The sequence below is a fragment of the Parajatrophihabitans canadensis genome, assembly GCF_053764775.1.
Genome location: NZ_CM132445.1, coordinates 2,702,750 through 2,725,678 on the forward strand (window position 1 = coordinate 2,702,750; position 22,929 = coordinate 2,725,678).

At 62.3% G+C, this 22,929-nt stretch carries 21 protein-coding genes; 12 read left to right on the top strand and 9 right to left on the bottom strand.

Features of this window, described 5'->3' with window-relative positions; all coding sequences use genetic code 11:
• The first annotated feature begins 15 nt into the window (after positions 1-15).
• Positions 16-303: an antibiotic biosynthesis monooxygenase family protein gene (locus ACSMXN_RS13130; RefSeq protein WP_022911913.1), complete on the top strand. Its 288-nt coding sequence runs from the start codon at positions 16-18 to the stop codon at positions 301-303.
• On the opposite strand, the gene ACSMXN_RS13135 is transcribed toward ACSMXN_RS13130, so the two are convergent.
• On the bottom strand, positions 300-788 hold the full coding sequence (locus tag ACSMXN_RS13135; RefSeq protein WP_022911914.1) for a VOC family protein: 489 nt from the start codon (positions 786-788) through the stop codon (positions 300-302). The genes ACSMXN_RS13130 and ACSMXN_RS13135 overlap by 4 nt on opposite strands.
• A gap of 32 nt (positions 789-820) precedes the next feature.
• On the opposite strand from ACSMXN_RS13135, the gene ACSMXN_RS13140 reads away from it, so the two are divergent.
• Complete coding sequence (locus ACSMXN_RS13140; RefSeq protein ID WP_022911915.1) at positions 821-1,732, top strand: pseudouridine-5'-phosphate glycosidase; 912 nt, start codon at positions 821-823, stop codon at positions 1,730-1,732.
• Positions 1,729-2,628, top strand: a complete 900-nt coding sequence (locus ACSMXN_RS13145) for a PfkB family carbohydrate kinase (RefSeq protein WP_022911916.1) — start codon at positions 1,729-1,731, stop codon at positions 2,626-2,628. Before ACSMXN_RS13140 ends, ACSMXN_RS13145 begins: the two co-directional genes overlap by 4 nt.
• Positions 2,629-2,654: 26 nt before the next feature.
• On the opposite strand, the gene uvrB is transcribed toward ACSMXN_RS13145, so the two are convergent.
• From uvrB to zapE, 4 genes are all read right to left on the bottom strand, one after another.
• Positions 2,655-4,805 carry an excinuclease ABC subunit UvrB gene (gene uvrB / locus ACSMXN_RS13150; protein ID WP_022911917.1) on the bottom strand — a complete coding sequence of 717 codons (2,151 nt, stop codon included), beginning with the start codon at positions 4,803-4,805 and terminating at the stop codon, positions 2,655-2,657.
• Between the two features lie 97 nt (positions 4,806-4,902).
• Positions 4,903-5,943 carry a TerC family protein gene (locus ACSMXN_RS13155; protein WP_051148734.1) on the bottom strand — a complete coding sequence of 347 codons (1,041 nt, stop codon included), beginning with the start codon at positions 5,941-5,943 and terminating at the stop codon, positions 4,903-4,905.
• 294 nt (positions 5,944-6,237) lie between these two features.
• The gene (locus ACSMXN_RS13160; protein WP_022911919.1) at positions 6,238-7,146 is read right to left on the bottom strand and encodes a polyphosphate kinase 2 family protein; all 909 of its coding nucleotides are present in this window, start codon (positions 7,144-7,146) and stop codon (positions 6,238-6,240) included.
• Positions 7,147-7,163: 17 nt separating this feature from the next.
• Complete coding sequence (zapE, locus tag ACSMXN_RS13165) at positions 7,164-8,249, bottom strand: cell division protein ZapE (protein ID WP_022911920.1); 1,086 nt, start codon at positions 8,247-8,249, stop codon at positions 7,164-7,166.
• 34 nt (positions 8,250-8,283) lie between these two features.
• Here zapE and ACSMXN_RS13170 point away from each other — a divergent pair, with 34 nt between their 5' ends.
• From ACSMXN_RS13170 to ACSMXN_RS13180, 3 genes are all read left to right on the top strand, one after another.
• On the top strand, positions 8,284-9,075 hold the full coding sequence (locus tag ACSMXN_RS13170; protein ID WP_027139079.1) for a dihydrofolate reductase family protein: 792 nt from the start codon (positions 8,284-8,286) through the stop codon (positions 9,073-9,075).
• A 4-nt stretch (positions 9,076-9,079) separates the two neighbouring features.
• Positions 9,080-10,144 (top strand): ATP-dependent DNA ligase, encoded by a 1,065-nt coding sequence (locus tag ACSMXN_RS13175; RefSeq protein ID WP_022911922.1) that lies wholly within the window; start codon positions 9,080-9,082, stop codon positions 10,142-10,144.
• A gap of 320 nt (positions 10,145-10,464) precedes the next feature.
• On the top strand, positions 10,465-11,814 hold the full coding sequence (locus tag ACSMXN_RS13180) for an alpha/beta hydrolase (protein WP_022911924.1): 1,350 nt from the start codon (positions 10,465-10,467) through the stop codon (positions 11,812-11,814).
• 63 nt (positions 11,815-11,877) lie between these two features.
• Here ACSMXN_RS13180 and ligD read toward each other — a convergent pair whose 3' ends face one another.
• Positions 11,878-12,942 carry a non-homologous end-joining DNA ligase gene (gene ligD / locus ACSMXN_RS13185; protein ID WP_022911925.1) on the bottom strand — a complete coding sequence of 355 codons (1,065 nt, stop codon included), beginning with the start codon at positions 12,940-12,942 and terminating at the stop codon, positions 11,878-11,880.
• 114 nt (positions 12,943-13,056) lie between these two features.
• Here ligD and ACSMXN_RS13190 point away from each other — a divergent pair, with 114 nt between their 5' ends.
• Complete coding sequence (locus tag ACSMXN_RS13190) at positions 13,057-13,383, top strand: hypothetical protein (RefSeq protein WP_155958265.1); 327 nt, start codon at positions 13,057-13,059, stop codon at positions 13,381-13,383.
• A gap of 102 nt (positions 13,384-13,485) precedes the next feature.
• Positions 13,486-13,920: a peptide-methionine (R)-S-oxide reductase MsrB gene (msrB, locus tag ACSMXN_RS13195; RefSeq protein WP_022911927.1), complete on the top strand. Its 435-nt coding sequence runs from the start codon at positions 13,486-13,488 to the stop codon at positions 13,918-13,920.
• A gap of 3 nt (positions 13,921-13,923) precedes the next feature.
• Here the strand turns inward: msrB and hemQ are convergent, their stop codons facing one another.
• The 3 genes from hemQ to hemE are packed head-to-tail and all read right to left on the bottom strand — an operon-like array spanning position 13,924 to position 17,228.
• On the bottom strand, positions 13,924-14,619 hold the full coding sequence (gene hemQ, locus ACSMXN_RS13200) for a hydrogen peroxide-dependent heme synthase (protein ID WP_022911928.1): 696 nt from the start codon (positions 14,617-14,619) through the stop codon (positions 13,924-13,926).
• Position 14,620: 1 nt separating this feature from the next.
• A complete protein-coding gene (gene hemG / locus ACSMXN_RS13205) occupies positions 14,621-16,129 on the bottom strand; it encodes a protoporphyrinogen oxidase (RefSeq protein WP_022911929.1) in 1,509 nt (502 codons plus the stop codon).
• 4 nt (positions 16,130-16,133) lie between these two features.
• A complete protein-coding gene (hemE, locus tag ACSMXN_RS13210; protein ID WP_196811176.1) occupies positions 16,134-17,228 on the bottom strand; it encodes a uroporphyrinogen decarboxylase in 1,095 nt (364 codons plus the stop codon).
• A 208-nt stretch (positions 17,229-17,436) separates the two neighbouring features.
• Here hemE and ACSMXN_RS13215 point away from each other — a divergent pair, with 208 nt between their 5' ends.
• The 4 genes from ACSMXN_RS13215 (at position 17,437) to ACSMXN_RS13230 (ending at position 22,929) form a co-directional block, all read left to right on the top strand.
• Positions 17,437-18,051, top strand: coding sequence for a DUF3000 domain-containing protein (locus ACSMXN_RS13215; protein ID WP_022911930.1), 615 nt, complete (start codon positions 17,437-17,439; stop codon positions 18,049-18,051).
• Between the two features lie 85 nt (positions 18,052-18,136).
• The gene (locus tag ACSMXN_RS13220) at positions 18,137-19,402 is read left to right on the top strand and encodes a ribonuclease D (RefSeq protein WP_035943024.1); all 1,266 of its coding nucleotides are present in this window, start codon (positions 18,137-18,139) and stop codon (positions 19,400-19,402) included.
• A gap of 174 nt (positions 19,403-19,576) precedes the next feature.
• Entirely contained in the window at positions 19,577-20,836 is a 1,260-nt protein-coding gene (locus ACSMXN_RS13225) for a thiolase family protein (protein WP_051148774.1), read from the top strand.
• The gene (locus tag ACSMXN_RS13230) at positions 20,833-22,929 is read left to right on the top strand and encodes a 3-hydroxyacyl-CoA dehydrogenase NAD-binding domain-containing protein (protein WP_022911933.1); all 2,097 of its coding nucleotides are present in this window, start codon (positions 20,833-20,835) and stop codon (positions 22,927-22,929) included. Before ACSMXN_RS13225 ends, ACSMXN_RS13230 begins: the two co-directional genes overlap by 4 nt.

The following is a 22,929-nucleotide window of genomic DNA, read 5'->3' on the forward strand; positions in this document are numbered from 1 at the left end:
GCCAGGATCTGTCCCATGGTTCTGGAAGTGGCCCTCATCGACGTTCCAGCAGGCTCAGAGCAGGCATTTCAGGACGGCTATCGCTCGGTCAAAACTGCCCTGGCGCAATCGCCGGGGCTCATCAGCATCCGTATGACACACGGCATCGAGAGTCCGACGCGGTTCGTCCTGCTGGTCGAGTGGGAATCGCTCGAGGCGCACCAGGGGTTCCGGGACTCCGAGAATTTCACCCGCTGGCGCGGCGGCATCGGGCCCTATTTCGCCCAGCCGCCTCTGGTCGAGCATTTCACCGACGTCGATTAGTCCGTTGTGAGGCCGGCTCGGTAGAACACTTCGATGACGTTGCCCGCGATGTCGGCCAGCTGAGCCCCGTAGTACCCCAATTGCTGCGCCTCCCACTCGCGAGGCCCCTGCACCACCCGGCCACCCGCAGCCGAGGCGGCTGCGGCAGCCCGAGCAACTATCGCTTTTTCGTCGACGGCAATCGCGAAGTGCGCACCCCTCGTCGGCGGTAAACCCGAAACCAACAGAACTCGGAGCTCGCCCTGGACCGTCGAATATCCGATGGCTGCCACGGTGGCCCGTTCGCGGTCGTCGCCCTCGTGACCATCGCCGTCTGGGTTATCGCCGTCTGGGTTATCGCCGTCTGGGATATCGCCGTCGGGATCACCGAAGTCAAGGCGGGGCACCAAACCCAGGGAGCCGAGGACAGCGTCATAGACTGGCCGACTGGCCTGGAAGTCATCGGCCACGATGGTGACGTGATCCAGGGTTGTCCTGATGGGCATGACGCTATATCTACCCGATCGAAGGGATCGATGTGCAGCTACACCCCGAGGTTGCAGAGGCCCTGGCGGCAAAGCGACCGGTCGTCGCTTTGGAAAGCACCATCATCAGCCACGGACTCCCTCGCCCGGAGAATCTTCGCATTGCCCGGGAGATCGAGCAGGCGGTCCGTGATGCGGGAGCCGTACCGGCGACCATTGCGATCGTCGACGGACGAGCGCGTATCGGCTTGGACGACGAAGCCCTGCGAGCGATCGCCACCTCCGACGACGTAGTCAAGGTAAGCGTGCGGGACCTCGCCACGATCGCAGCACTGGGCGGCGTCGGTGCGACAACGGTCGCCTCGACGGCACATTTGGCGGCGCGAGCCGGCATCGCAATCTTTGCCACGGGAGGTCTGGGCGGCGTTCATCGGTATGCGCGGGAGTCCTGGGATGAGTCCGCCGATCTGACGACGCTTTCGCGGACGCCGATCACCGTGGTGTGCGCTGGCGTCAAATCGATCCTCGATGTGCCAGCGACCCTCGAGCGCCTCGAAACGCTCAACGTCGGAGTGATCGGCTATGGAACTGACCGTTTTCCAGGCTTCTATTTGGCCGACTCAGGCTATTCGGTGGATTGGCGGATCGATACGGCGTCCGACGTGGCACGAGTTTTGAAAATGCGCGATGAGTTGGGCACGCAGACCTATGGACTTGTGATCGCCAATCCGATTCCGATCGGCGATCAGCTCGACAGGGCTCTGCACGACGCGACCTTGCAAGCTGGCCTGGCAGCACTCGGCGACCTCGGAATTCGAGGCAAGGATGTGACCCCTTTTCTTCTCGACTTCTTTCACCGTGAAACCGAGGGTGCGTCCCTTACCGCGAACGTGAAGCTAGTGCTCAACAATGCCCGAGTCGCTGCCGAAATCGCTGGCGCCCTCGTGGCGACGGAATCGAAATGAGCACCGCGATTGGCCGCGTTGTCTGTCTGGGCGACTTGATGATCGACGTCATGGCCGTCCTTGACAACCCCTTGTCAATTGGCTCAGACACACCTGCGCCGATCGAGTTTCGGCATGGTGGCGCTGCAGCAAACACAGCAGCGTGGCTGGCCGAGCTCGGCGTGCCGGCGAGCTTTGTCGGCAGGGTAGGCGACGATGCGTTCGGGCGCTCCGCGGTGGAGGTTCTCGCTTCCCACGGCGTACGCGTGCTCGCGGGCATCGATGGGAGCGCCGCGACAGGGGTCTGTATCGTGCTGGTCGGCTCCGATGGTGAGCGCACCATGATCCCGTCGGCGGGTGCGAATGAGAATCTGAGCGTCGCGAACCTGCCGGAGCTGGTGCTCGAGGCAGGCGATCGACTACACGTGTCGGGCTACTCGCTGATAAGCGAAGGCTCACGCGACGCGGCCAGATTTGCGATCCGCCGAGCCAGCGACGCCGGGGTGCCGATAACCGTGGATGCGGCGTCGGCGGATCCGATCCGGCATTTGGGAGCTGAGACTTTCCTGGCGATGGTGGAACCGTCCGCCACCTTGCTGGCGAACCACGACGAAACCTCTGTGCTTACTGGGATTACAGACTCGGGCCTGGCTGCGATGAAACTGTCGGAACGGTTTGCAGGCGTCGTGGTCAAGCGCGGCGCACGTGGTGCCACGGTGGCGCAAAACGGGGTGCTGACCGAGATTCCAACGGAAGAGGTCGAGGTGATCGATTCAACCGGAGCAGGTGACGCCTTCGCTGCGGGCGTGCTCGCTGCCCTTCACGGAGGCGCAGATCTCGTGGCCGCCGTGCGGCTGGGTAATCAGCTCGGCGCACGGGCCGTCGCCGCCCTCGGAGCACGGCCTCGCTCTACCTGAGAGCCTCGGCCTGCTCGTGCCGAGAATCAGCGGACTCCGGCGGCGTCCATACCTCGAAGCTCCTTCTTCAGTTCTTGAATCTCGTCACGCAACCGGGCTGCAACCTCGAACTGCAGCTCCCGTGCCGCGCCGAGCATCTGGTCGTTCAGCTGCTGGATCAGGTCGGCCAGCTCGGCGCGGGGCAACTCTGCCACGTCGAGCTTGCCGTCTGCGTGCGCGCCGACACCGACCACTCCCCCAGTAGACCCGCGACCGCCTCTCCCCGGCACCGGAGATTTCCCTCTGGACTGTGACCGTCCCGACCCGCCGACCGGCATGGCCAGTAATTCGTCTGTGTCCTCCGCCTCGCGCGCGAGCATGTCAGTTATGTCAGCAATTCGTTTGCGGAGCGGCTGGGGGTCGATGCCTCGTTCGGTGTTGTACGCAACCTGAATCGCGCGACGTCGGTTTGTCTCGTCGATCGCTTGCTCCATTGATCGGGTCACTCGGTCGGCGTACATGTGCACCTGGCCTGACACGTTACGGGCGGCTCGGCCGATGGTCTGGATCAAGGAGGTGCCCGAGCGCAGGAAGCCTTCTTTGTCAGCGTCGAGGATCGAGACCAAAGAAACCTCGGGCAGGTCCAGACCTTCGCGCAAGAGGTTGATGCCTACCAACACGTCGTACTCGCCCATCCGCAACTCGCGAAGCAGCTCTACGCGTCGCAACGTGTCGACTTCGGAGTGCAGATACCGCACCCTGATTCCCAATTCGAGCAGGTAGTCGGTCAGATCTTCAGACATCTTCTTGGTCAGTGTGGTGACGAGGACGCGCTCATTTTTCGCCGCACGCTCGCGGATCTCGCCGACCAGATCGTCGATCTGTCCCTTCGTGGGCTTGACGATGACCTCGGGGTCGATCAGGCCGGTCGGTCGAATGACCTGTTCGACGAACTCACCGCCGCTTTTGCCCAGCTCGTAATGGCCCGGGGTGGCAGACAAATAGACCGTCTGACCTATGCGGTCAACGAATTCCTCGAATTTCAGCGGCCGATTGTCCATCGCGCTCGGCAGCCGGAACCCGTGATCCACTAGGGTCCGCTTGCGGGACATGTCGCCCTCGTACATACCGCCGGTTTGAGGAACCGTCACGTGTGACTCGTCGATGACGAGGAGGAAGTCCTCCGGGAAATAGTCGAGCAGGCAGTTCGGCGCGCTGCCCGGCGCCCGACCGTCGATGTGCAGCGAGTAGTTCTCGATGCCAGAGCAGAAGCCCACCTGGCGCATCATCTCGATGTCATAGCTCGTCCGCATCCGCAGCCGCTGAGCCTCGAGCAGCTTGTTCTGGCCTTCCAGCTCGGCGAGCCGAATCTCGAGTTCCGATTCGATGCCCGCGATCGCCTTTTCCATCTTCTCCGGCCCTGCGGCGTAGTGCGTAGCTGGGAAAATGAAGACCTCGTCGACCTCTCGGATTACCTCGCCGGTGAGCGGGTGAAGGTAATACAGTCGTTCGATCTCGTCGCCGAACATCTCGACCCGAATCGCGAGCTCTTCGTAGACCGGAAATATCTCGACGGTGTCCCCGCGCACCCGAAAAGTGCCGCGGCTGAACGCGATGTCGTTTCGGGCGTACTGCACACCGACCAGACCGCGGAGGATCTTCTCGCGCTCGATCTCTTGACCGGTGCGCAGCCGCACAGCGCGGTCGACATATTCCTGTGGCGTTCCCAGGCCATAGATGCAGGACACCGTCGCGACTACGACCACATCACGCCGCGTTAGCAATGACATCGTGGCCGAGTGCCGCAAACGCTCGACCTCGGAGTTGATCGCAGAGTCTTTCTCGATGTAGGTGTCTGTTTGAGGCACATATGCCTCGGGCTGGTAATAGTCGTAGTAGCTGACGAAGTATTCGACGGCATTGTTCGGAAGCATCTCGCGGAGTTCGTTGGCCAGTTGCGCCGCGAGGGTCTTGTTCGGCGCCATGATCAAGGCAGGCCGCTGGAGCTTTTCGATCAACCAGGCCGTGGTGGCCGACTTGCCCGTGCCAGTAGCACCTAGCAACACCACATCGCGTTCGCCGGCCTCGATGCGCTTTTCGAGCTCCGCGATCGCGGTGGGCTGGTCGCCCGACGGTTCGAAGTCACTGATGACCTCGAACCTGCCGCTGGAGGGGACGATGTCGCTCTTCACTCGCATGCTTCCAAGGTACGGAATGCGTACGACAACATGGTTTCGCTGGCAGCGATACCCGGTCGTCCCGCCGCGGCCACTGCGCGGCGAGTGATCTCTGCGTCTACGGTGACGATTCAGTCCGCTGCGACACGTCGGCTTCGGAGGGCGACATTTCCGAAGCTGAGGCCTTCGTGCGTGCGGTCTTCGCGAGGCTGGCCACGGTAGTAACTCCGAGCACACCGATGATGACCACCAACGACAACCAAATCGGGATGTCCGGCGCCCACGCTACGTGCTCACCGCCGTTGATAAACGGCAGGCTGTTCTCGTGCAAGGCGTGCAGCACCAGCTTGACGCCAATGAAACCGAGCAGCACCGAAAGACCCAGGCTCAGGTAGACGAGCTTCGTCAAAAGCCCTCCGATGAGGAAGTAAAGCTGCCGCAGACCCATCAACGCGAACAGGTTGGCCGTCAGAACGAGGTAGGGCTCCTTCGTCAGGCCATATATGGCCGGGATCGAGTCAAGGGCGAACAGCAGATCGGTCGTGCCAAGTGCCACGATGACGATGGCCATGGGGGTTATCAGGCGCTTGCCTGCGCTTTTTACGGTCAGTCGGCTTCCGTGATACTCGTCGGTCGACGGAACCCGCCGACGCAACCATCGGATCAGCCTGCCGTCCTCGTACTCTCCTTCGGCGTCCTCATCGCGACCCTCTTTTGCCAACTTAACGGCGGTGTAGACGAGAAATGCCCCGAACAAATAGAAGACCCAGGAGAACGTATTGATTGCGGCCGCGCCAACCGCGATGAACAAACCGCGCAGGATCAGCGCCAACACGATGCCGATGAGCAAAGCAGATTGTTGCAGTTTCCTTGGAACCGACAGCTTTGTCATGATGATCAGAAAGACAAAAAGGTTGTCAATGGACAACGAGTACTCAGTTAACCAACCGGCGAAAAACTCGGTGCCATAACGCGAGCCACTGACAACGAATACCCCAATGCCAAAGAGGACTGCAGCGCTGACGAAGAACGCCAGATGGGTGGCGGATTCCTTCATGGACGGTTCGTGAGGACGGCGCCCGATGACGAACACGTCAACAATCAGAAATGCCGCTGTGACGGCCAGCGTGATCGTCCAGACCAATGGGGTTACATGCACTTAACTGCCTCCGGTCAGCGATGAGCTGCATAGCCGAGTCGCATGCAGCTGCTGCCGGAGGTCTCACCCACCCTGATCAGGCCGACTCCCCGGGACCAGAAACCGATACCGGCGCTGATCCGTGATGACGAGGTGGTCGCGGTGCTACTGGGGTTACTCCCCTCCAGTGCCGCCAGTCTACCGTGTTGCCCCACCGTGTCGACCCACCGTTGCCGATTCACTCTTGCCGATTTACGGTGTCGACCCACCCACGCTATGTGGAGCTGTGGGAGTGCCCCCTCGATGGCGAGCGAGTCAGTAAGGCGGTTGTAGTCGGTTTCGGGCGGCGTCGAGGTCAAAATCAGGCGCGGGGTACTGCAAATGAAGATCGTTCAACGTCTCACAAAGCAGCCGACCGACAGCCCAGTTGCGATACCACTTTGAATCGCTGGGCACGATGTACCACGGAGCGGCGTCAGTCGACGTACGCGCGATCGCGGTCGCGTATGCGGTCTGGTAGTCGGACCAATATGCCCGTTCGTCGATATCGGCCGGGTTGAACTTCCAGTACTTCGTCGGATCGTCCAGCCGCGCCAGTAGACGCTGACGCTGCTCCGCGTAGCTGATGTGCAGGAAGCACTTCAAAATCGTCGTGCCGGATTCGCTCAGCTGACGTTCGAACGCTTTGATCTCCTCGATGCGCTCATCTCGAGTATCTTCGTCGATCCACTCGTGAACGCGCGTAATTACGACATCCTCATAATGCGAACGGTTGAAGACTCCGATCAGCCCGGCCGACGGCAACGCTTTCCTGACTCGCCAAAGAAAATGATGCGCAGCTTCTTCTGGCGTCGGCTTCTTGAATGACTTGATGCTGACTCCAGCCGGGCCGACCAGTCCGACGACGTGTTTGACGACGCCATCCTTGCCGGACGTATCCATGCCCTGCAGTACCAGCAACACTCTGCGGTTGTCACCGATTGAGCCGTTGGCATAGAGGCGTTCCTGCAGCTCGGCCAGACCAGGACCCGCCTTCAGAAGGTCCTCGGCAGTCTTGGATTTACCACCAGGAGCAAGCGGCTTGGCGTCAGGGTCGTAGCCAAGCAGGCTCACCGGCCCATCGGCAACGCGCAGAGCCTCGCGCACCGATGCGTTCTCATCGGGATCCTGAACGCCACGGCGCGCAGAGCTTTTCGACTTTGACTTGGATGAATCGGACGCCATGAGGGAACCCTAGCGGCTCAACCTCCGTCAGTCGCTGTGGATGGCGTTGTCGGGCGAACCGGTCGGACACCACTGCCGTCAGCATCCGCCTGCTCATCCAGCGCGCTATTGCCCAATCGAGCGAGCGCGACCAGCCGTGAAATCGCTCGCCGGTACTTCTTGCGATAGCCGCCGCTGAGCATTTCCGCAGCAAAGAGCTGATTCAACGGAACACCGGCCGCCACGACAGGAATTTGGCGGTCATAGAGTCGGTCGGCGAAGACCACTAACCGAAGGGCTACATTTTCGTTGGCGGCGACGCCGACGTCTGTCAGCGCGACGAGGCTTACATGATCCAGTAGTGCGCCATATCGGGACGGATGCAGACTCGCGAGATGGGCTGTCAAATCCTCAAAGTCGTCGAGCGTCGCCCCTGCACGCTCGGCTGCCTCGCGAGCCTGATCTCGCGTAGCCGGATCGGGAGGTTCTGGTAGGCCGCGATGACGGTAGTCGGGACCATCCACTCGGATCGACGTAAAGCGGGCGGCCATGGCCTGGATCTCCCGCATGAAATCGACGGCCGCGAACCGATCTTCTCCCAGCCGATCAGGGAGGGTATTGGAGGTAGCCGCAATTCGCACGCCAGCCTCATCCAGGCGCGCAAGGAGCGTCGAGATCAAGACGGTATCGCCCGGATCGTCGAGTTCGAACTCATCGATGGCGAGAAATTTCATACCCGACAGCTCGGTAGTCAACCTGGCGAAGCCAAGTGCCCCGGCGAGATGGGTGAGCTCGACGAAGGTCGCATACGCCTTCGGTGCCGGCGCCGCGTGCCAAGCAGAGGCAAGCAGATGAGTCTTGCCGACGCCGAATCCACCATCTAGGTATAGGCCCGCAGGGCCGGGCGTTACCGCTCGTCGGCGGAGCAGCCCACTGCGCACAGGCCGGTCGAGGTTCGCCACGAAATTCTGCAAGCGAGCCGAAGCCTGTGCCTGGCTGGGCACGTCCGGGTTCGGCCGGTAGGTGTCGAACCGTACGTCGTTGAACAGCGGCGGCGGCACCAGCCCACGAATGAGGGAGTCCACAGCGACGTCCGGTCGGCGATCGGCAAGATGATCCGGCACGAGTACACAGCCTAGTTGTGTTGAGATGGTGGTTATGCGAACACTTCTGCCGAGTACCGATGCCGGCGCCCCGGCTGGTGGCGAACCGACCGATATCCACCAGCATTACGCCACTGACTGGCTGGCCGAGGGTGGTGTGCGAATGAATTTCATCGCGAGTATTGACGGCGGCGCGAGTTCAGCCGGGAAGTCCCGAGGGCTGCAGACGCCTGGGGATAACGCGGTATTCGCGGCATTGCGCGATCTAGCCGACGTCATTCTCGTCGGAGCATCAACGGCTCGGATCGAGCACTATCGTCCGGTCAGGCCAGCGGCCGAACGCCGATCAGCTCGTGCAGCGCTTGGCCTTGCCGAGGTCCCAGCCATCGCGGTCATGTCCGCAAGTCTCGAACTCGACCTCGATGCTGAACTGTTCGCGGCTGTTGATCGAGAGGCGCCGACCCTGATCATCACCGGCTCGTCAGCCCCGCTCACGCGACGGAACGACATCATTGACCTTGCCGCGACAGATACCAAGTTGGTCCTGTTGGAGACACCGTCACCGGCCGGCGGCGGCGTCGACTTCGCAGCAGCCGTGCGCGACCTCAAGGCGTTGGGCTATCGGCGCATTTTGTGCGAGGGGGGCCCACGATTATTCGCCGCGGCCATACTGGCCCGAAGCGTGGACGAACTCTGCCTGACGGTTTCACCAATGCTCGCCGGCCCGTCCGGGCCGCGCATCATCGACGGGCGGCAATGGCCTGAAGACTTGCTGCCGCAACTTCGCCTGACGGGGCTGCTGCTCGAGGACGATGCCCTGTTTTGTCGCTACCTCGTGCAACGCTGATCACATGAAGCTCCCGGTGATGCCGCCCGTTGCCCCCATGCTCGCAAAGTCCGTTGCCAGCATTCCGCCTGGCGCGTCGTACGAACCGAAATGGGACGGATTCCGATCGATCGTCTTCCGGGATCGGGATGAGGTTGAGATCGGCAGCCGGAATGAGAAACCGATGACACGGTATTTTCCCGAGCTCGTCGCGGCCTTCAAGTCTGAACTACCGCAGCGCTGCGTAGTCGACGGCGAGATCATCATCGCCGGTTCTTCGGGTCTGGATTTCGAGGCGCTACAGCAGCGAATTCATCCCGCTGTCTCGAGGGTCAATCTGCTTGCAGAGCAGACGCCCGCGTCTTTTGTCGCCTTCGACCTGCTAGCCCTCGACGACGAAGACCTGACCGGTAGACCGTTCGTCGAGCGACGAGCGCTCCTCGAGCAAGCGCTCTCAGCTTCTGGCGCTCCGGTGTACGTAACGCCCGCGACCACCGATCGCGATCTGGCGCAGCGCTGGTTCTCCGAATTCGAAGGCGCCGGCCTCGACGGCATGGTTGCAAAGCCCCTGGCGATCACGTACCAGCCAGACAAACGGGTGATGTTCAAGATCAAGCACGAACGCACGGCCGATTGCGTCGTGGCGGGATACCGAGTACACAAGTCGGGACCAGATGCGATCGGGTCGCTGTTGCTCGGGTTGTATGCCGATGACGGTTCCCTCGCATCGGTTGGTGTCATCGGCGCATTTTCGATGGCGCGACGCCGTGAATTGTTCACCGAACTCCAACCGCTCGTAACCACCTTCGAAGCGCATCCGTGGAACTGGGCAGTACCGCCCGAAGGAGCGCGCACCCCTAGGTCAGGCGAGACGTCACGCTGGAACGCGGGCAAGGACCTCTCCTTCATTCCGCTTCGCCCAGAGCTCGTCGTCGAGGTTCGTTACGATCACATGGAAGGCACGCGGTTCCGGCACACCGCGCAATTTTCCCGCTGGCGTCCGGACCGTGATCCGGAATCGTGTACGTACGAGCAACTCGAGCGACCGGTCACGTTCGACCTCGGCGAGATCATGCCCGGTCTTGGTTGAAGGGCAGAACAACCACTCGCGTCGCGCTGGATCGAACGCCTAACCTGGGTCGGTAGCCTCAACGCGTGCTGAACCGACGATTTCGGGCCGTCCGCGTCATTGCCCTGGCCCTGCTAGTTACATTGCCACTGGCGGCATGCACGAAATCGAGTAAGGCGTCCCCCGCCACGACGCCCGACTCCCTACCGACAGGGATCCATTCGAGTTCGAGCACCTCGACGACGGTTGCGGCACCTTCGTCCGCTGGCGTCGCCCCCGCCACGTTCTCTGACTGCTCGGAGCAATTCCAAACAGCGATAAGCAACGACAGAGCAAAGCGAATGGAATTCAGCTGCGCCAAAGTCCCGGTGCCATTGGACTATTCCAAACCGAACGGCACCACGATTGATCTCTTCGTTGTAAAGGCGCATCTGGAGAGTCAACGCGCCTCAGACAAAATTGGATCGCTGCTTGTCAACCCAGGTGGTCCTGGCGCTTCAGGCGTGAATCTGGCAGCGGGCCTGGTCACCGAGCTGAGCACTAACGTGTTCGATCACTTTGACCTGGTGGGTTTCGATCCGCGAGGGGTGGGCCTTTCCGCGCCCTTGCAGTGCATCAGCGATGCGCAGAAGGACAATTACAACGCTCAAGATCCAGATGTCCGTACGGCCGCAGGCCGTGCCGCGGCAAGAGCGATGTCGACCTCGATCAACCGTGGTTGCGTGTTGAGGTACGGAAAGGGACTGACCGACTACAACACCGAAGAGACCGCTCGAGATATGGACGTGATACGCGCGGCCGTGGGCGACGCGAAGCTGAACTATCTCGGGTACTCCTACGGAACCAGGCTTGGCGCGGCGTATGCCCATTTGTTCCCAACGAAGATTCGTGTTGCAGTTCTTGACGGCGCTTTGGATCCTGTCACGCCGGAAATCGATACGGACGAACGTCAAGCGCAGGGATTTGAGAACGCGTTCGATCAATTCGCGGCGGACTGTTTGAAGCGTGCACCATGCGCCGTCCTCGGAAATCCACGAGCTGCTGTAACGAAACTGATCAAGTCCGCTGATGCGGCTCCGCTCAAGTCCAGCGCGAACAACGAGACAAGGCGCGCCACTGGGGGCATCGTAACCATTGCGGTGGCGTCTGCACTGTATGACCAGAGTCGCTGGGACTCGCTTGGGCAAGCCCTCGTCGCTGCGCAGAAGGGCGACGCCAAAGAGATCCTGGCGCTCGCCGATGCGTACACCGGTCGGGACGCCGACACGGGCCACTACAGCAATATGATGGATGCCAACCTGGCGATCAACTGCAACGACTCGAAACTCAAGATCACCGATGCACTGGTAGCAGCCAAAGCTGCCTCATGGGTCGCTAAGTACCCGATCTTCGGTATGAATGCCGCCGCAACGCTTTACGCCTGTGTGGACTGGCCTGCTTCGGGTCATCCACTTCCGGCTGCGTCCGCGCCCGCAGCGCCGCCGATCCTTGTCGTGGGAACCATCCACGACCCGGCGACTCCGTACGCTGCTACTGGCATTCTGGCGAAGGCTCTCGGCTCTGGAGTTGTACTCAGTTGGAACGGCGAGGGCCATACCGCCTATCCCAAGACTGCGTGCGTTACCGACAAGGTGAACAGCTACCTGATCACCGCGAAGGTGCCTACCGCCAGCAGCTGCCCAGCAGGCTGATCGGGCGACGGTCAGGCCTTGCTGCGATCAGGCCAGTGCGCCTCCTCGGCGATCTGCGCGGTGTCAGTCGAGCTGCTGCGGCTCGACACCATCCGCGCGCGCTGGCGCTTCGGCCCAGTTTGCTTTGTTCATCCGGGACGGCTGCACTCGCGGCGGCTCGCCCTCCTGCTTGGGGAAGTTCGGCGGGTAGGGCGCATCACCCAGACCACTGTCGCGCTCGTCGCGATCGGCCCACTCCAGCAGCGGCTCGATCGACCACACCGCCTCATCCATGGCCGCATGCAAGTCGCCCAGTTCAGCGAACCGAGCCGGCATTGTGGCTATCGTGAAATCGCGCATCTCCACGTCCGGAAGCTCCTCCCAGGTCACCGGAGCTGAGACAGGACCCCACGGGAAGCCGCGGACACTATAAGCGGAAGCGATAGTGCGGTCGCGTGCGTTCTGGTTGTAGTCCAGAAAGATCTGTTGCCCCCGTTCTTCCTTCCACCATGCGGTCGTCACCAGATCAGGGGCTCGGCGCTCAACCTCCCGCGCAAAGGCGAGTGCAGCGCGACGTACGTCGGTGAAGCCATGGCGAGGTTCGATGCGAACGTAGATGTGCACGCCACGGCTTCCCGAGACCTTCGGCCACCCAACCGCGCCGACGTCGGTCAGTACTTCTCGAACCAGCCCCGCTACAACCTTCGCTTCAGCGAGACCGGTACCAGGCTGCGGGTCAAGGTCGATGCGTAATTCATCAGGGCGCTCGGTATCGGCCCGACGGGAATGCCAGGGGTGAAACTCGACGGTCGACATCTGTACTGCCCACGCGACGTCAGCGAGCTCGGTGACGCACAGCTCGTCAGCCGTGCGGCCGGAGGGAAATCGCACCTGAACCGTCTGTACCCACGGCGGCGCTCCTTTGGGTAACCGCTTCTGGTAGATCTTCTCCCCACTCGTTCCGTCCGGATACCGGTGCAACATGCACGGACGCTCGCGGAGCGCGCGCACGATCCCTGCGCCAACTGAGAGGTAGTACTGCACCAAGTCGAGTTTCGTTTCGCCGCGTTCGGCGAAATAGACACGATCCGGGTTTGTCACCTTGACGACGCGGTCACCTACTTGGAGCTCTGTGTACGGAGACGCCATGCATCGAGGCTATCCGCTATGTCGAACGGCTCGTAGTTGCGCTTGGTGCGTGTCGAATCAAACGCCTCGTCTTCTGAGCTGACAAAGCTGGTCGGAACAAGGCATGCTGAGAGGGTGAACAGCGATCCGATGTCGAACGGCGAACCGGGATCGCGCGATTTTCAACCCGGCCGGATACCCCCTAACCGCCTTCCTCCGATGGGAGCGGGTCCGGGCAACGGCATACGTGCAGGTCGGCCCGAAATCGTGTATCTCGATCCGCACTACGAGCGTCCCGTAAGTCAGTACTCGCCCGAGGGCGAGATTCGGATGATGGGCGATTTCGCGGCCGGTTTGACCCGGCGGCATAGGGTCTCGCGACCGATGGCATTCGCGCTGGTGGCCATCATCCTGTTGCCGATCATCTTGAGCGTGTTTGCAGTGATCGGAACCTGGCTCTGAGATGAATCTCCCCAGGAACTGCACGAACTTCGGCTCAGACGGGCCAGCCAGCTAGACGACTGACAAGCCGCGGACCAACCCTGGGCTGGGTATTGTCGAGTCATGACGAGTTCTCCGATCCACCAGTCAGCGCCCGTCAACAAGACCGATGAGCAGTGGCGGGCTGAGCTGTCCCCTGAGGCCTACCGCGTATTGCGGCAGGCCGCCACGGAAGCACCGTTTCGCGGGGAATACACCGACAACCACCGCGTCGGCGTCTACGCGTGTCGTGCCTGCGGAGCGGAACTCTTTCGTTCCACCGAAAAGTTCGATTCGCATTGCGGGTGGCCGAGCTTCTTCTCGCCACTCGCCGGTGACGCGATCATCGAGCGCGCCGACGATAGCCTTGGTCAACACCGGGTCGAGGTCCTGTGCGCCAACTGTCACAGCCATCTTGGGCACGTGTTCGCGGGCGAGGGCTACGGCACGCCGACTGACCTTCGATACTGCATCAATTCGATCAGCGTGACGTTCGCCGAAGGTCCGTCCGACGCCTGAGGGCTACGGCAAGGTGTCTACCAGCTCGGCGATCGTTCGTCGCGTCCCGGTGTAGAACGGAATCTCTTCTCGGACGTGTCTGCGCGTCTCGGAGCCACGGAGATGGCGCATCAGATCGACTATGCGGTGAAGTTCATCCGCCTCGAACGCCAGAATCCACTCGTAGTCGTTGAGTGCGAAGGACGCCACCGTGTTTGCGCGGACGTCGGGGTACTCCCTCGCCATTTTGCCGTGTTCGGCGAGCAGCTGTCGACGTTCGCCGTCATCTAGCAAGTACCACTCGTACGATCTGACGAACGGATACACGCAGACGTATTTGCGTGACTCCTCCTCAGCCAGAAATGCCGGAATGTGGCTCTTGTTGAATTCGGCCGGCCTATGTAGAGCCATGACGGACCAGACGGGTTTCAATCGGCGGCCAAGCGCTGTGCGACGGAAACGCCCGTATGCCGCCTGCAGTTCCTCGGCGGTTGCGGCATGCCACCAGATCATGACCTCGGCGTCGGCCCGGAGCGCGGAAACGTCGTACACGCCCCGGACGATGACATCACCAGCAGTTAGCTCATCGAACAGAGCTTCAACTTCGTTGGCTATCGGTGCGCGATCGGTGCTCTCGATCGGATTGTGAATCGAGAACACCGACCACGCGGTGTAGCGGATTACATCGTTCAGCTCGCGAGCCTGCTTGCCATCAACCATGTCAGCTATTTTGCCCTTCAACTGGAATTCGACTGAGTTCATTGAGGATTCGATCAACCGCAAGGTGAGCCGAGGCGATACAGGCAGGTATGCCAACCCCGTCGTAGGTCGCTCCACAGACTGCCAGCCCGTCGATCTCGGCGACCGCGGCCCTGATCTTGGCCACGCGCTGCAGGTGGCCGACCGCGTACTGCGGTAGGGCTCCCCCCCACCTTTGAACGTGGCTATCGACCGGCTGCGCTCGAAATCCGGTGATCGTCGCCAATTCCTGTCTCACGGTCGTCACGAGCTCGGCGTCCTCGCGTTGCAAGGTCCATTCCTCGCCCGCCCGTCCGAGGGAGGCTCTCATCAAGGTAACCCGTGAATCACGGCCGACGCCGGGCCACTTCTGCGACGAGAAGGTCATCGCTTTGATCCGGTGACCTTCGACGCTCGGAATGAGAATTCCACTTCCCGCGGGCAACGACGTTCCGGCGTTGTCTGGTTCGTTGACGGCAACATCGAATGCGAGCGTCACGATCGCCATGCTCGCACTTTCAACGGCGCTCAGCTCCACCGACGCGGCTGGAGCGAGACCTGCCAACAGCAGGGCCGACTTGCTTGCCGGCGTGGCCAGCACGACAGCATCTGCTTCGAGCAGGCGGGCATCTGGAACTGGCCCGACCACGAGCCCGAACCCGCGTCGGGTCCGCCGCAGCTCCCGCACCGCTGAACTGGTACGAACGGTAAAACTGCCGGTTGATGCGATGCCGTCGGCGAGCCTTGCCAGCCCTCCATCTAGCGACGCGAACACCGGTTGGTTGGTAGCTGGTGCGTTGGCGAGCTTAGCTCGTGCCGCATCGAGCAGCGATCCGCCTTCGGCCATGAGCTGTGCAGCCAGGCCCGGAATCGCCGCGCGGAGTGAGATTGCTTCGGCGTGGCCTGCATAGACCCCACCCAGTAGTGGGTCGACGATGCGCTCGACAACCTCTGATCCGAATCGCGACGCCACAAGATCGCCGACAGAAACATCTTCCTCGAGCATGGGTAACCGCGGCTGGTTGGGCTCGTCCTCGATCCGTCGCAGCGTGGCGGCATTCAGTACCCGCGCCGCCCGGAGGCTTTCCAGATCGGCGGGGATACCCAACAACGTCCCGGCCGGTAACCGACGATTGGTGCCGCGGTTCCGGAGCATCGCCGCAGTCGTGAGCGGGTGGATCACGGCACCGCCGAGGCCAGCGACTTCCGCTGCTGCGATCCCCTCAGGTCGCCGTGCGAGCATCGCCTCGGCACCGACATCTACCCACGACCCACCGACCTCGACTCTGCGCAGCTTGCCGCCGATCGCTGGCGCCGCCTCGAGCACGATTACCTCAGCGTCTGGGCGTAGCGCCGCGAGTCGCTGAGCAGCGGCGAGTCCTGAGATCCCGGCGCCGACGACAACGATCCTCGGCGCCGGTTTTGCAGCGTCCATACCGTGACCAGCGCGAACCGTCGATCCGCCGTTCTCAGGCTCCGAAATGGGCTGCATCTGACTAAAGCGAGTGGACGAGCTCGACGACCCGAGTCAACATTGCGGGATCGGTGTCGGGTAGGACGCCGTGGCCGAGATTGAAGATGTGCCCAGGAGCTTGGCGACCTTCGGCCACTATCCGCCGGACTTCGGACTCAATCACCGGCCAGCCGGCCAGCAGGAGCGTTGGATCCAGATTTCCCTGCACCGGGGTCGCGCCGCCGATGCGGGTGGCGGCCTGATCCAGCGGAATGCGCCAATCGACGCCGACCACGTCGGCACCAGCCTGGCGCATCAGGTCGAGCAATTCTCCTGTTCCGACGCCGAAGTGAATCTTCGGCGCACGATGCTCTGCCAGCGCCGCAAACACGGACTTGGAGTGCGGCAAGACAAAGTTTCTGTAGTCAGCGGCAGACAGACCTCCGGCCCACGAATCGAACAACTGAACGGCGCTGGCGCCCGCGTCGAGTTGTACCGCTAGAAAAGTCGCCGAGATCTGGGACAGCTTGGCGAGCAACGCATGCCAAATTGCAGGCTCAGCGTGCATGAGGGCTTTGGTTCGCGCGTAATCCTTCGATGGCCCACCCTCGACCAGGTAGCTCGCGAGAGTGTAGGGCGCGCCTGCAAAACCGATCAACGGCGTCTCACCAAGCTCGGCCACCAATTGTCGAACGGAGACGTCGATGTCGAGTAAATCCGATGGGTCGAGCGGTCGAATGCGATCGACGTCTGCGGCGGACCTGATCGGCTGGGCCACAACGGGTCCGACTCCGGCGACGATGTCGATTTCCAGATCGGCCGCGACCAACGGCACAACAATGTCGGAGAAGAAGATCGCCGCGTCGACCCCGTGTCGACGAACCGGCTGCAGCGTGATCTCCGTCACGAGATCAGGCGTGCGGCAAGCGGCAAGCATCTTCGTCCCCGCCCGTAGCTCGCGGTATTCGGGCAGTGAGCGCCCGGCCTGGCGCATGAACCACACCGGCGGGTGTTCGACCTGCTCACCGCGTGCGGCCCGCAGGAGCAGGCTGCCTTCTGCCTCGGCCCCGGGAATGGCCCCGGGAATGGCCCCGGGAATGGCCCCGGGAATGGCCCTAGCGGCGGTCTGGTTCTGCATCGGGTTCGGCGTTGAAGTCGTCATCTCGAAGTCCATGTTTGCACGGCCTCCCATCGCGCCGGCACGGCAGGTCTCCACGCCTGACCTGCGAGCGGAGGCCTCCCAGGCGCGGCGCGCCTCACGCGTCGAGCGCGGTCTCCATGCGAGGTTGCTAGGCGGATAGCGACTACCCGGAGTTAACTCGGGGTACTCCCGAAAGGATCGAACCATGTTGGCCGACTCCGGCGTGACGCTCGGCGGCGACCTTTCTACGCCTGCGGCCGACGACGACGCGGTACCGAACAACGCTCCAGAGGTCTTCAGGCTCGCCGTAGAGGCCCTGCTGGCTACCCCACTGCGCCGGGAAGCCTTACTGGAGAGAATTCGCCCCCCGCAGCGACTCGCACCCTGGTCCTTTGCGGTCGCGGTCGACATAGAGACAACAGGTCAGGAGGGCGCCACCGGCCGACTCGTGGTTCTCTACGACCCGGACGGCGCGGAGGCATGGGATGGCGAAATCCGGCTAGTTGCCTATGCCCAGGCTGATCTTGCCGCGGACATGGCCGGCGATCCGTTGCTTCCGGCGGTCGGCTGGAGCTGGCTCACCGAAGCTCTCGATCAAAGATCTGCACCGCATACGGCTGTCGGTGGCACGGTCACGCAAACGACGTCGACTCGATTCGGCGACGTTCACGGGCCGCGCAGTACGACCCAACTCGAACTGCGCGGGTCATGGACCGCGACAGAGACAGATCTGAGCCCGCACGTGCTGGCCTTTGTCGATTTGCTGTCCGCGGCTGCCGGGCTACCGCCGGAGGGTGTGGCAGTTCTAGGTGACCGCTGAGCCCGAAGATCCCGTAGCGACTCGAGGTCCCACAGAACCCAGGGGCCTCACGCAACGCCACGGGGATTCAGAGCAATATCCAGAGTTGGCGCCAGACGACGATTCAGAATCCGGTCCTGAGGCAGCGGCGGTCACGGCTGTGCCGGTGCTCCTGCGCAGCCCGCGCGACGGGACGCCGACCCCACTGATCACGCAGGCCGAGCTTGCGGTCGCGGTGGCCGGACTCGCAGCTGCTCACGGACCAGTGGCCATCGATGCCGAGCGAGCCTCCGGGTATCGCTACAGCCAGCGTGCCTACCTGGTCCAGATCCGGCGAGCGGGTTATCCAACCGTTCTCATCGATCCCATCGCCCTGCCGGACCTTTCATCGGTCGGTGCCGTACTTGCTGACGTCGAGTGGATTCTGCACGCCGCAAGCCAGGACCTTCCGTGTCTGGCCGAGGTCGGAATGCGACCACGACGGTTGTTCGACAGCGAGCTGGTTGGCCGGCTGCTGGGCTCTGAGCGGGTGGCGCTCGGCACGATGGTCGAGCAGTACCTCGGCATTTCGCTCGAAAAGGGGCACTCGGCAGCTGACTGGTCGACGAGGCCATTGCCCCAGGACTGGCTCGACTACGCCGCCCTCGACGTCGAGCTGCTCATTGAATTGAGAGCGGTATTGCTCGACCAGCTCGAGCAGACCGGCAAGCTGACCTGGGCCGAGCAGGAATGCCAGGCGATCTTGGATGCTCCACCGCCCGCGCCCCGAGCCGAACCCTGGCGGCGCATCTCAGGCATTCATTCCATTCGCAACCGCCGACAACTGGCGATGGCTCGCTCCCTGTGGGAGGCACGCGACAACCAGGCAGCACAGCGCGATATTGCCCCGGGCCGCGTGTTGCCCGACTCGGCCATAGTCGCCGCGGTCAAGGCGAACCCGAAGAATCCGGGAGAACTCCTGGCCGTACCGCTGTTCAACGGTCCTCGCCAGCGCCGTCAGGTCCGTCAGTGGTACGGCGCACTTGAGGCTGGTCGCCGGTTGACCGAATCTGATCTGCCGTCGCTCACGCAGCTCAGCGCGGATCCCGACGCGATGCCGGCGCCGGCGCGGTGGCGCGACAAGGATCCGCAAGCCGCGGTTCGCCTCTCCGCGTGCAAAGAGGTCGTTGCCAGCGTTGCCGCTGTACACCAAGTCGTGAGCCAAAACTTGCTTGCTGGTGACGTCCTTCGCCGCCTGGCGTGGCGATCGGTATCGCCGTTGGACGAGGCGACGGTACGAGCCCGGCTAGCCGAACTCGGCGCACGACCCTGGCAGGTCGACCTCTTGGCAGCCAAACTCACCACGGCCTTGATGCCACCTCCAGACCTCTGAGACTGCTCCCCTTCCGTCGATCACCGATCCGGCGCGCCCTTTCCGCTTGAGACGAATGACCGGTCGGAATCGCACAGGATTCTGGATGCCGCTACAGTTAAGTTACCGGTCGGTAACACGCCCGTCCGAGTCACGTTCTGACCGCCAGGTCGGTATCGCAGGGAGACCATTGTGATTTCTCGTCAGCTCAAGAACGTCGTTTTCGTCGACGGCGCACGGACGCCTTTCGGCAGGGCAGGTAAGGGGGTCTATGCCGAGACCAGGTCAGACGATCTCATCGTCCCGGTCATCCGCGAACTACTTCGACGCCATCCCGCCCTTCCGCCGAACCGTGTCGACGAGGTGGCAATCGCTGCGGCTACGCAGATCGGCGACCAGGGCCTTACGATCGGAAGGATGGCAGCGCTTCTGTCTGGCCTGCCCAAATCCGTTCCGGGTTACGCGATCGATCGCATGTGCGCGGGCGCGATGACGGCGGTCACGAGCGTAGCCGGTTCCATCGCCTTCGGTGCCTACGACCTGGCCATCGCTGGCGGTGTCGAGCACATGGGCCGCCACCCGATGGGCGAAGCCGCCGATCCCAATCCACGGCTGTTTGCAGACCGCTTGGTCGGAGCCGATGCGCTTTCGATGGGCGCCACGGCCGAGAATCTTCACGACCGATTTCCCGACATCACCCGAGACCGCGCCGATCGGTACGCGCTGCGTAGCCAGGAGAAGGTCGCGAAGGCATATGCCGAGGGCAAGATTCAACCGGACCTCGTTCCGGTCGCGACCCGTTCGGCCGATACCGGATGGGGTTTGGCAACCCGGGACGAACCGCCGCGTCCAGGTACCACGCTCGAAGACCTGGCTAGCCTGAAGACACCGTTTCGGCCGCACGGCCGGGTTACCGCCGGCAATGCCGCGGGACTGAACGACGGCGCTACTGCGTGCATCCTGGCGAGCGAGGACGTAGCTATCGAGTTGGGGCTACCCATCAAGATGCGACTCGTTGGCTACGGCTTTGCCGGCGTCGACCCGGAAATTATGGGCATCGGACCGATTCCATCGACAGAGAAGGCGTTGAGCAGCAGCGGATTGCGCATTGAGGATATCGGGCTCTTCGAGTTGAACGAAGCCTTTGCTGTTCAGGTGCTTGCCTTTCTGCAGCACTACCGAATCGGCGACGACGACCCCCGCGTCAATGCATACGGTGGAGCGATCGCTTTGGGCCATCCGCTTGCGTCGTCGGGGATTCGCCTGATGACCCAGCTCGCCCGACAATTCGCAGAACATCCCGAGGTGCGATATGGCCTCACGGCGATGTGCGTCGGCTTCGGTCAGGGAGGCACTGTTATCTGGGAGAACCCACACCACGGCGGAGGATCTGAGCTCGATGACGCGCTCACCGAGACACCTGCTGGGGCTGGAAATGGGCAGGTCACGGCATGAACGCACCGCGCTACGACGGCGAGATCGTCACAAAGTCCCTTGTGCGCTATCTCGATCTTCCCGGGCTCTCGGGAGAGTTTGCCCTTATAACGCTTGACAACGGTCACGATCACACCAAGCCATCGACCTTCGGTCCCGCAGGTCTGGATTCGCTCGACACTGCGCTTGACGGTATAGCCGCACGATCGCCCAGGGTCAGCGCGGTCGGGATCACCGGTAAGCCGTTCGTGTTCAGCGTTGGAGCCGACATCTCGGCAGTCGGCTTGATCCGCACACGTCCGCAGGCATTGGCGATTGCCCAACACGGCCATCGCGTGTTCGGTCGGATTCGCGACCTTGACGTCCCCACCTTCGCCTTCGTCAATGGTGCGGCTATGGGTGGTGGCCTCGAGTTGGCGCTGCACTGCGACTACCGAACGGTATCGGCATTGACCGCTTCGATTGGGTTTCCCGAATGTTTTCTGGGTCTTGTTCCAGGCTGGGGCGGCACGCAGCTGTTGCCAAATCTAGTCGGCTCCGACAACGCGATCACCGTCATCGTCGAGAACGCCCTGAATCAGAACAAGATGCTCAACGCAAAGCAGGCGTTGGCGCTCGGGATGTTCGACCAGTCGCTTGACGCCGCAGACTTCCTTGCCGAGTCCCTTCGGTGGGCAGTGAAGGTGGTTGACGGCTCGACACCCGTCCTTCGCGCGCCGGTCGATCGGTCTGACACCTGGGGGGCGGCTGTCACCCGCGGCCGAGTCTTGGCCGACAGGTTGGTCAACCGCGCGGCGCCGGCGCCCTATCGTGCTCTGGACTTGATTGCCCTGGCCAGAGACGTTTCGTTCGAAGAAGCAACGCAAGCCGAGGACGAGGCACTTGCTGACCTGATCATGAGCGACGAACTGCGCAGCGGTCTGTACGCTTTCGACCTCGTCAACCGAAGGGCCAAACGTCCGCCCGGTGCGCCGGACAGGTCGTTGGTTCGCCCGGTGAGCAAGGTTGGCGTGGTTGGCGCCGGGTTGATGGCGGGGCAACTCGCATTGCTGTTAGCGCGTCGACTTCAGGTGCCGGTCGTCCTCACCGACCTCGACGAAGGCCGACTCGATGCTGGCGTTGCCTACGTTCACGGCGAGCTCGACGCAATGCAGGTGAAAGGTCGTCTCACCGCCGACAAAGCGAATCGCTTGAAAGCACTCGTAACCGGCTCGCTCACAAAAGACACGTTCGCCGACGCAGATTTTGTCATCGAGGCCGTATTCGAAGATATCGAGACCAAGAAGGCTGTATTCGCGGAATTGGAAGAGTACGTTGCCTCCACTGCGATCCTGGCAACGAACACCTCGTCGCTATCGGTCTCCAAGATGGCCGAGGGTCTTACCCACCCAGGGCGCGTCGTCGGCTTCCACTTCTTCAACCCCGTAGCAGTCATGCCACTGGTGGAGGTCGTTCGGGGCACATTGACCGACGACCAAACGCTGGCGACCGCGTTCGGGATTGCCAAGACTCTGGAAAAGACTGCGATCGCTGTGAAGGATTCGCCCTCCTTCATCGTGAATCGTCTGCTCGGCCGATTCATCGCGGAGGTGAGCCGCATCGTCGACGAGGGGACGCCGATCGAGGTCGCAGATGGATCGTTCGCCGGCTTGGCGCCGATGCCACCGTTTGTCTTGCTGGCCTTGGTGGGACCGCCGATCGCCTTACACAACTCAGAGACGTTGCAGGCCGCGTTCGGTGAGCGATTCTATGTCTCTGACAACCTACGCAAGCTGGTCTCCGCCGGACTTCGCGGAATTTATAGCCGGGACGGTGAGCAACCCCGGATAGACCCGAAGGTCACGGCGCTGTTCGAAGTCGCGGCAGACCCAGTCGTGTTGACAGCTGACGAGGTTCGCACGCGTGTGCTGTCAGCGCTGGCCGAAGAGTCACGCCTGATGCTGGACGAAGGTGTGGTGGCCGAGCCCCAAGATATTGACCTCGCCATGATCACTGGAGCCGGCTTCTCTTTCTTCAACGGAGGAATCACGCCGCTGCTCGACCGCCTGGGGATCTCTCAGCTTGTGACCGGTCGCCGTTTTCTGGATATCGGCGTAGCCGGTATCCAGCAATGA

Bases quoted from the DNA above. Each gene is read 5' to 3' on its own strand.
- uvrB (WP_022911917.1), bottom strand. From the start codon at position 4,805: ATGCGAGTGAAGAGCGACATCGTCCCCTCCAGCGGCAGGTTCGAGGTC.
- ACSMXN_RS13160 (WP_022911919.1), bottom strand. From the start codon at position 7,146: ATGGCGTCCGATTCATCCAAGTCAAAGTCGAAAAGCTCTGCGCGCCGT.
- ACSMXN_RS13175 (WP_022911922.1), top strand. From the start codon at position 9,080: ATGAAGCTCCCGGTGATGCCGCCCGTTGCCCCCATGCTCGCAAAGTCC.
- ACSMXN_RS13215 (WP_022911930.1), top strand. From the start codon at position 17,437: ATGTTGGCCGACTCCGGCGTGACGCTCGGCGGCGACCTTTCTACGCCT.
- msrB (WP_022911927.1), top strand. From the start codon at position 13,486: ATGACGAGTTCTCCGATCCACCAGTCAGCGCCCGTCAACAAGACCGAT.
- hemG (WP_022911929.1), bottom strand. From the start codon at position 16,129: ATGCAGCCCATTTCGGAGCCTGAGAACGGCGGATCGACGGTTCGCGCT.
- ACSMXN_RS13130 (WP_022911913.1), top strand. From the start codon at position 16: ATGGTTCTGGAAGTGGCCCTCATCGACGTTCCAGCAGGCTCAGAGCAG.
- ligD (WP_022911925.1), bottom strand. From the start codon at position 12,942: ATGGCGTCTCCGTACACAGAGCTCCAAGTAGGTGACCGCGTCGTCAAG.
- hemQ (WP_022911928.1), bottom strand. From the start codon at position 14,619: ATGGTTGATGGCAAGCAGGCTCGCGAGCTGAACGATGTAATCCGCTAC.
- ACSMXN_RS13180 (WP_022911924.1), top strand. From the start codon at position 10,465: ATGGAATTCAGCTGCGCCAAAGTCCCGGTGCCATTGGACTATTCCAAA.
- hemE (WP_196811176.1), bottom strand. From the start codon at position 17,228: ATGCAGAACCAGACCGCCGCTAGGGCCATTCCCGGGGCCATTCCCGGG.
- ACSMXN_RS13230 (WP_022911933.1), top strand. From the start codon at position 20,833: ATGAACGCACCGCGCTACGACGGCGAGATCGTCACAAAGTCCCTTGTG.
- ACSMXN_RS13135 (WP_022911914.1), bottom strand. From the start codon at position 788: ATGCCCATCAGGACAACCCTGGATCACGTCACCATCGTGGCCGATGAC.
- ACSMXN_RS13145 (WP_022911916.1), top strand. From the start codon at position 1,729: ATGAGCACCGCGATTGGCCGCGTTGTCTGTCTGGGCGACTTGATGATC.
- ACSMXN_RS13170 (WP_027139079.1), top strand. From the start codon at position 8,284: ATGCGAACACTTCTGCCGAGTACCGATGCCGGCGCCCCGGCTGGTGGC.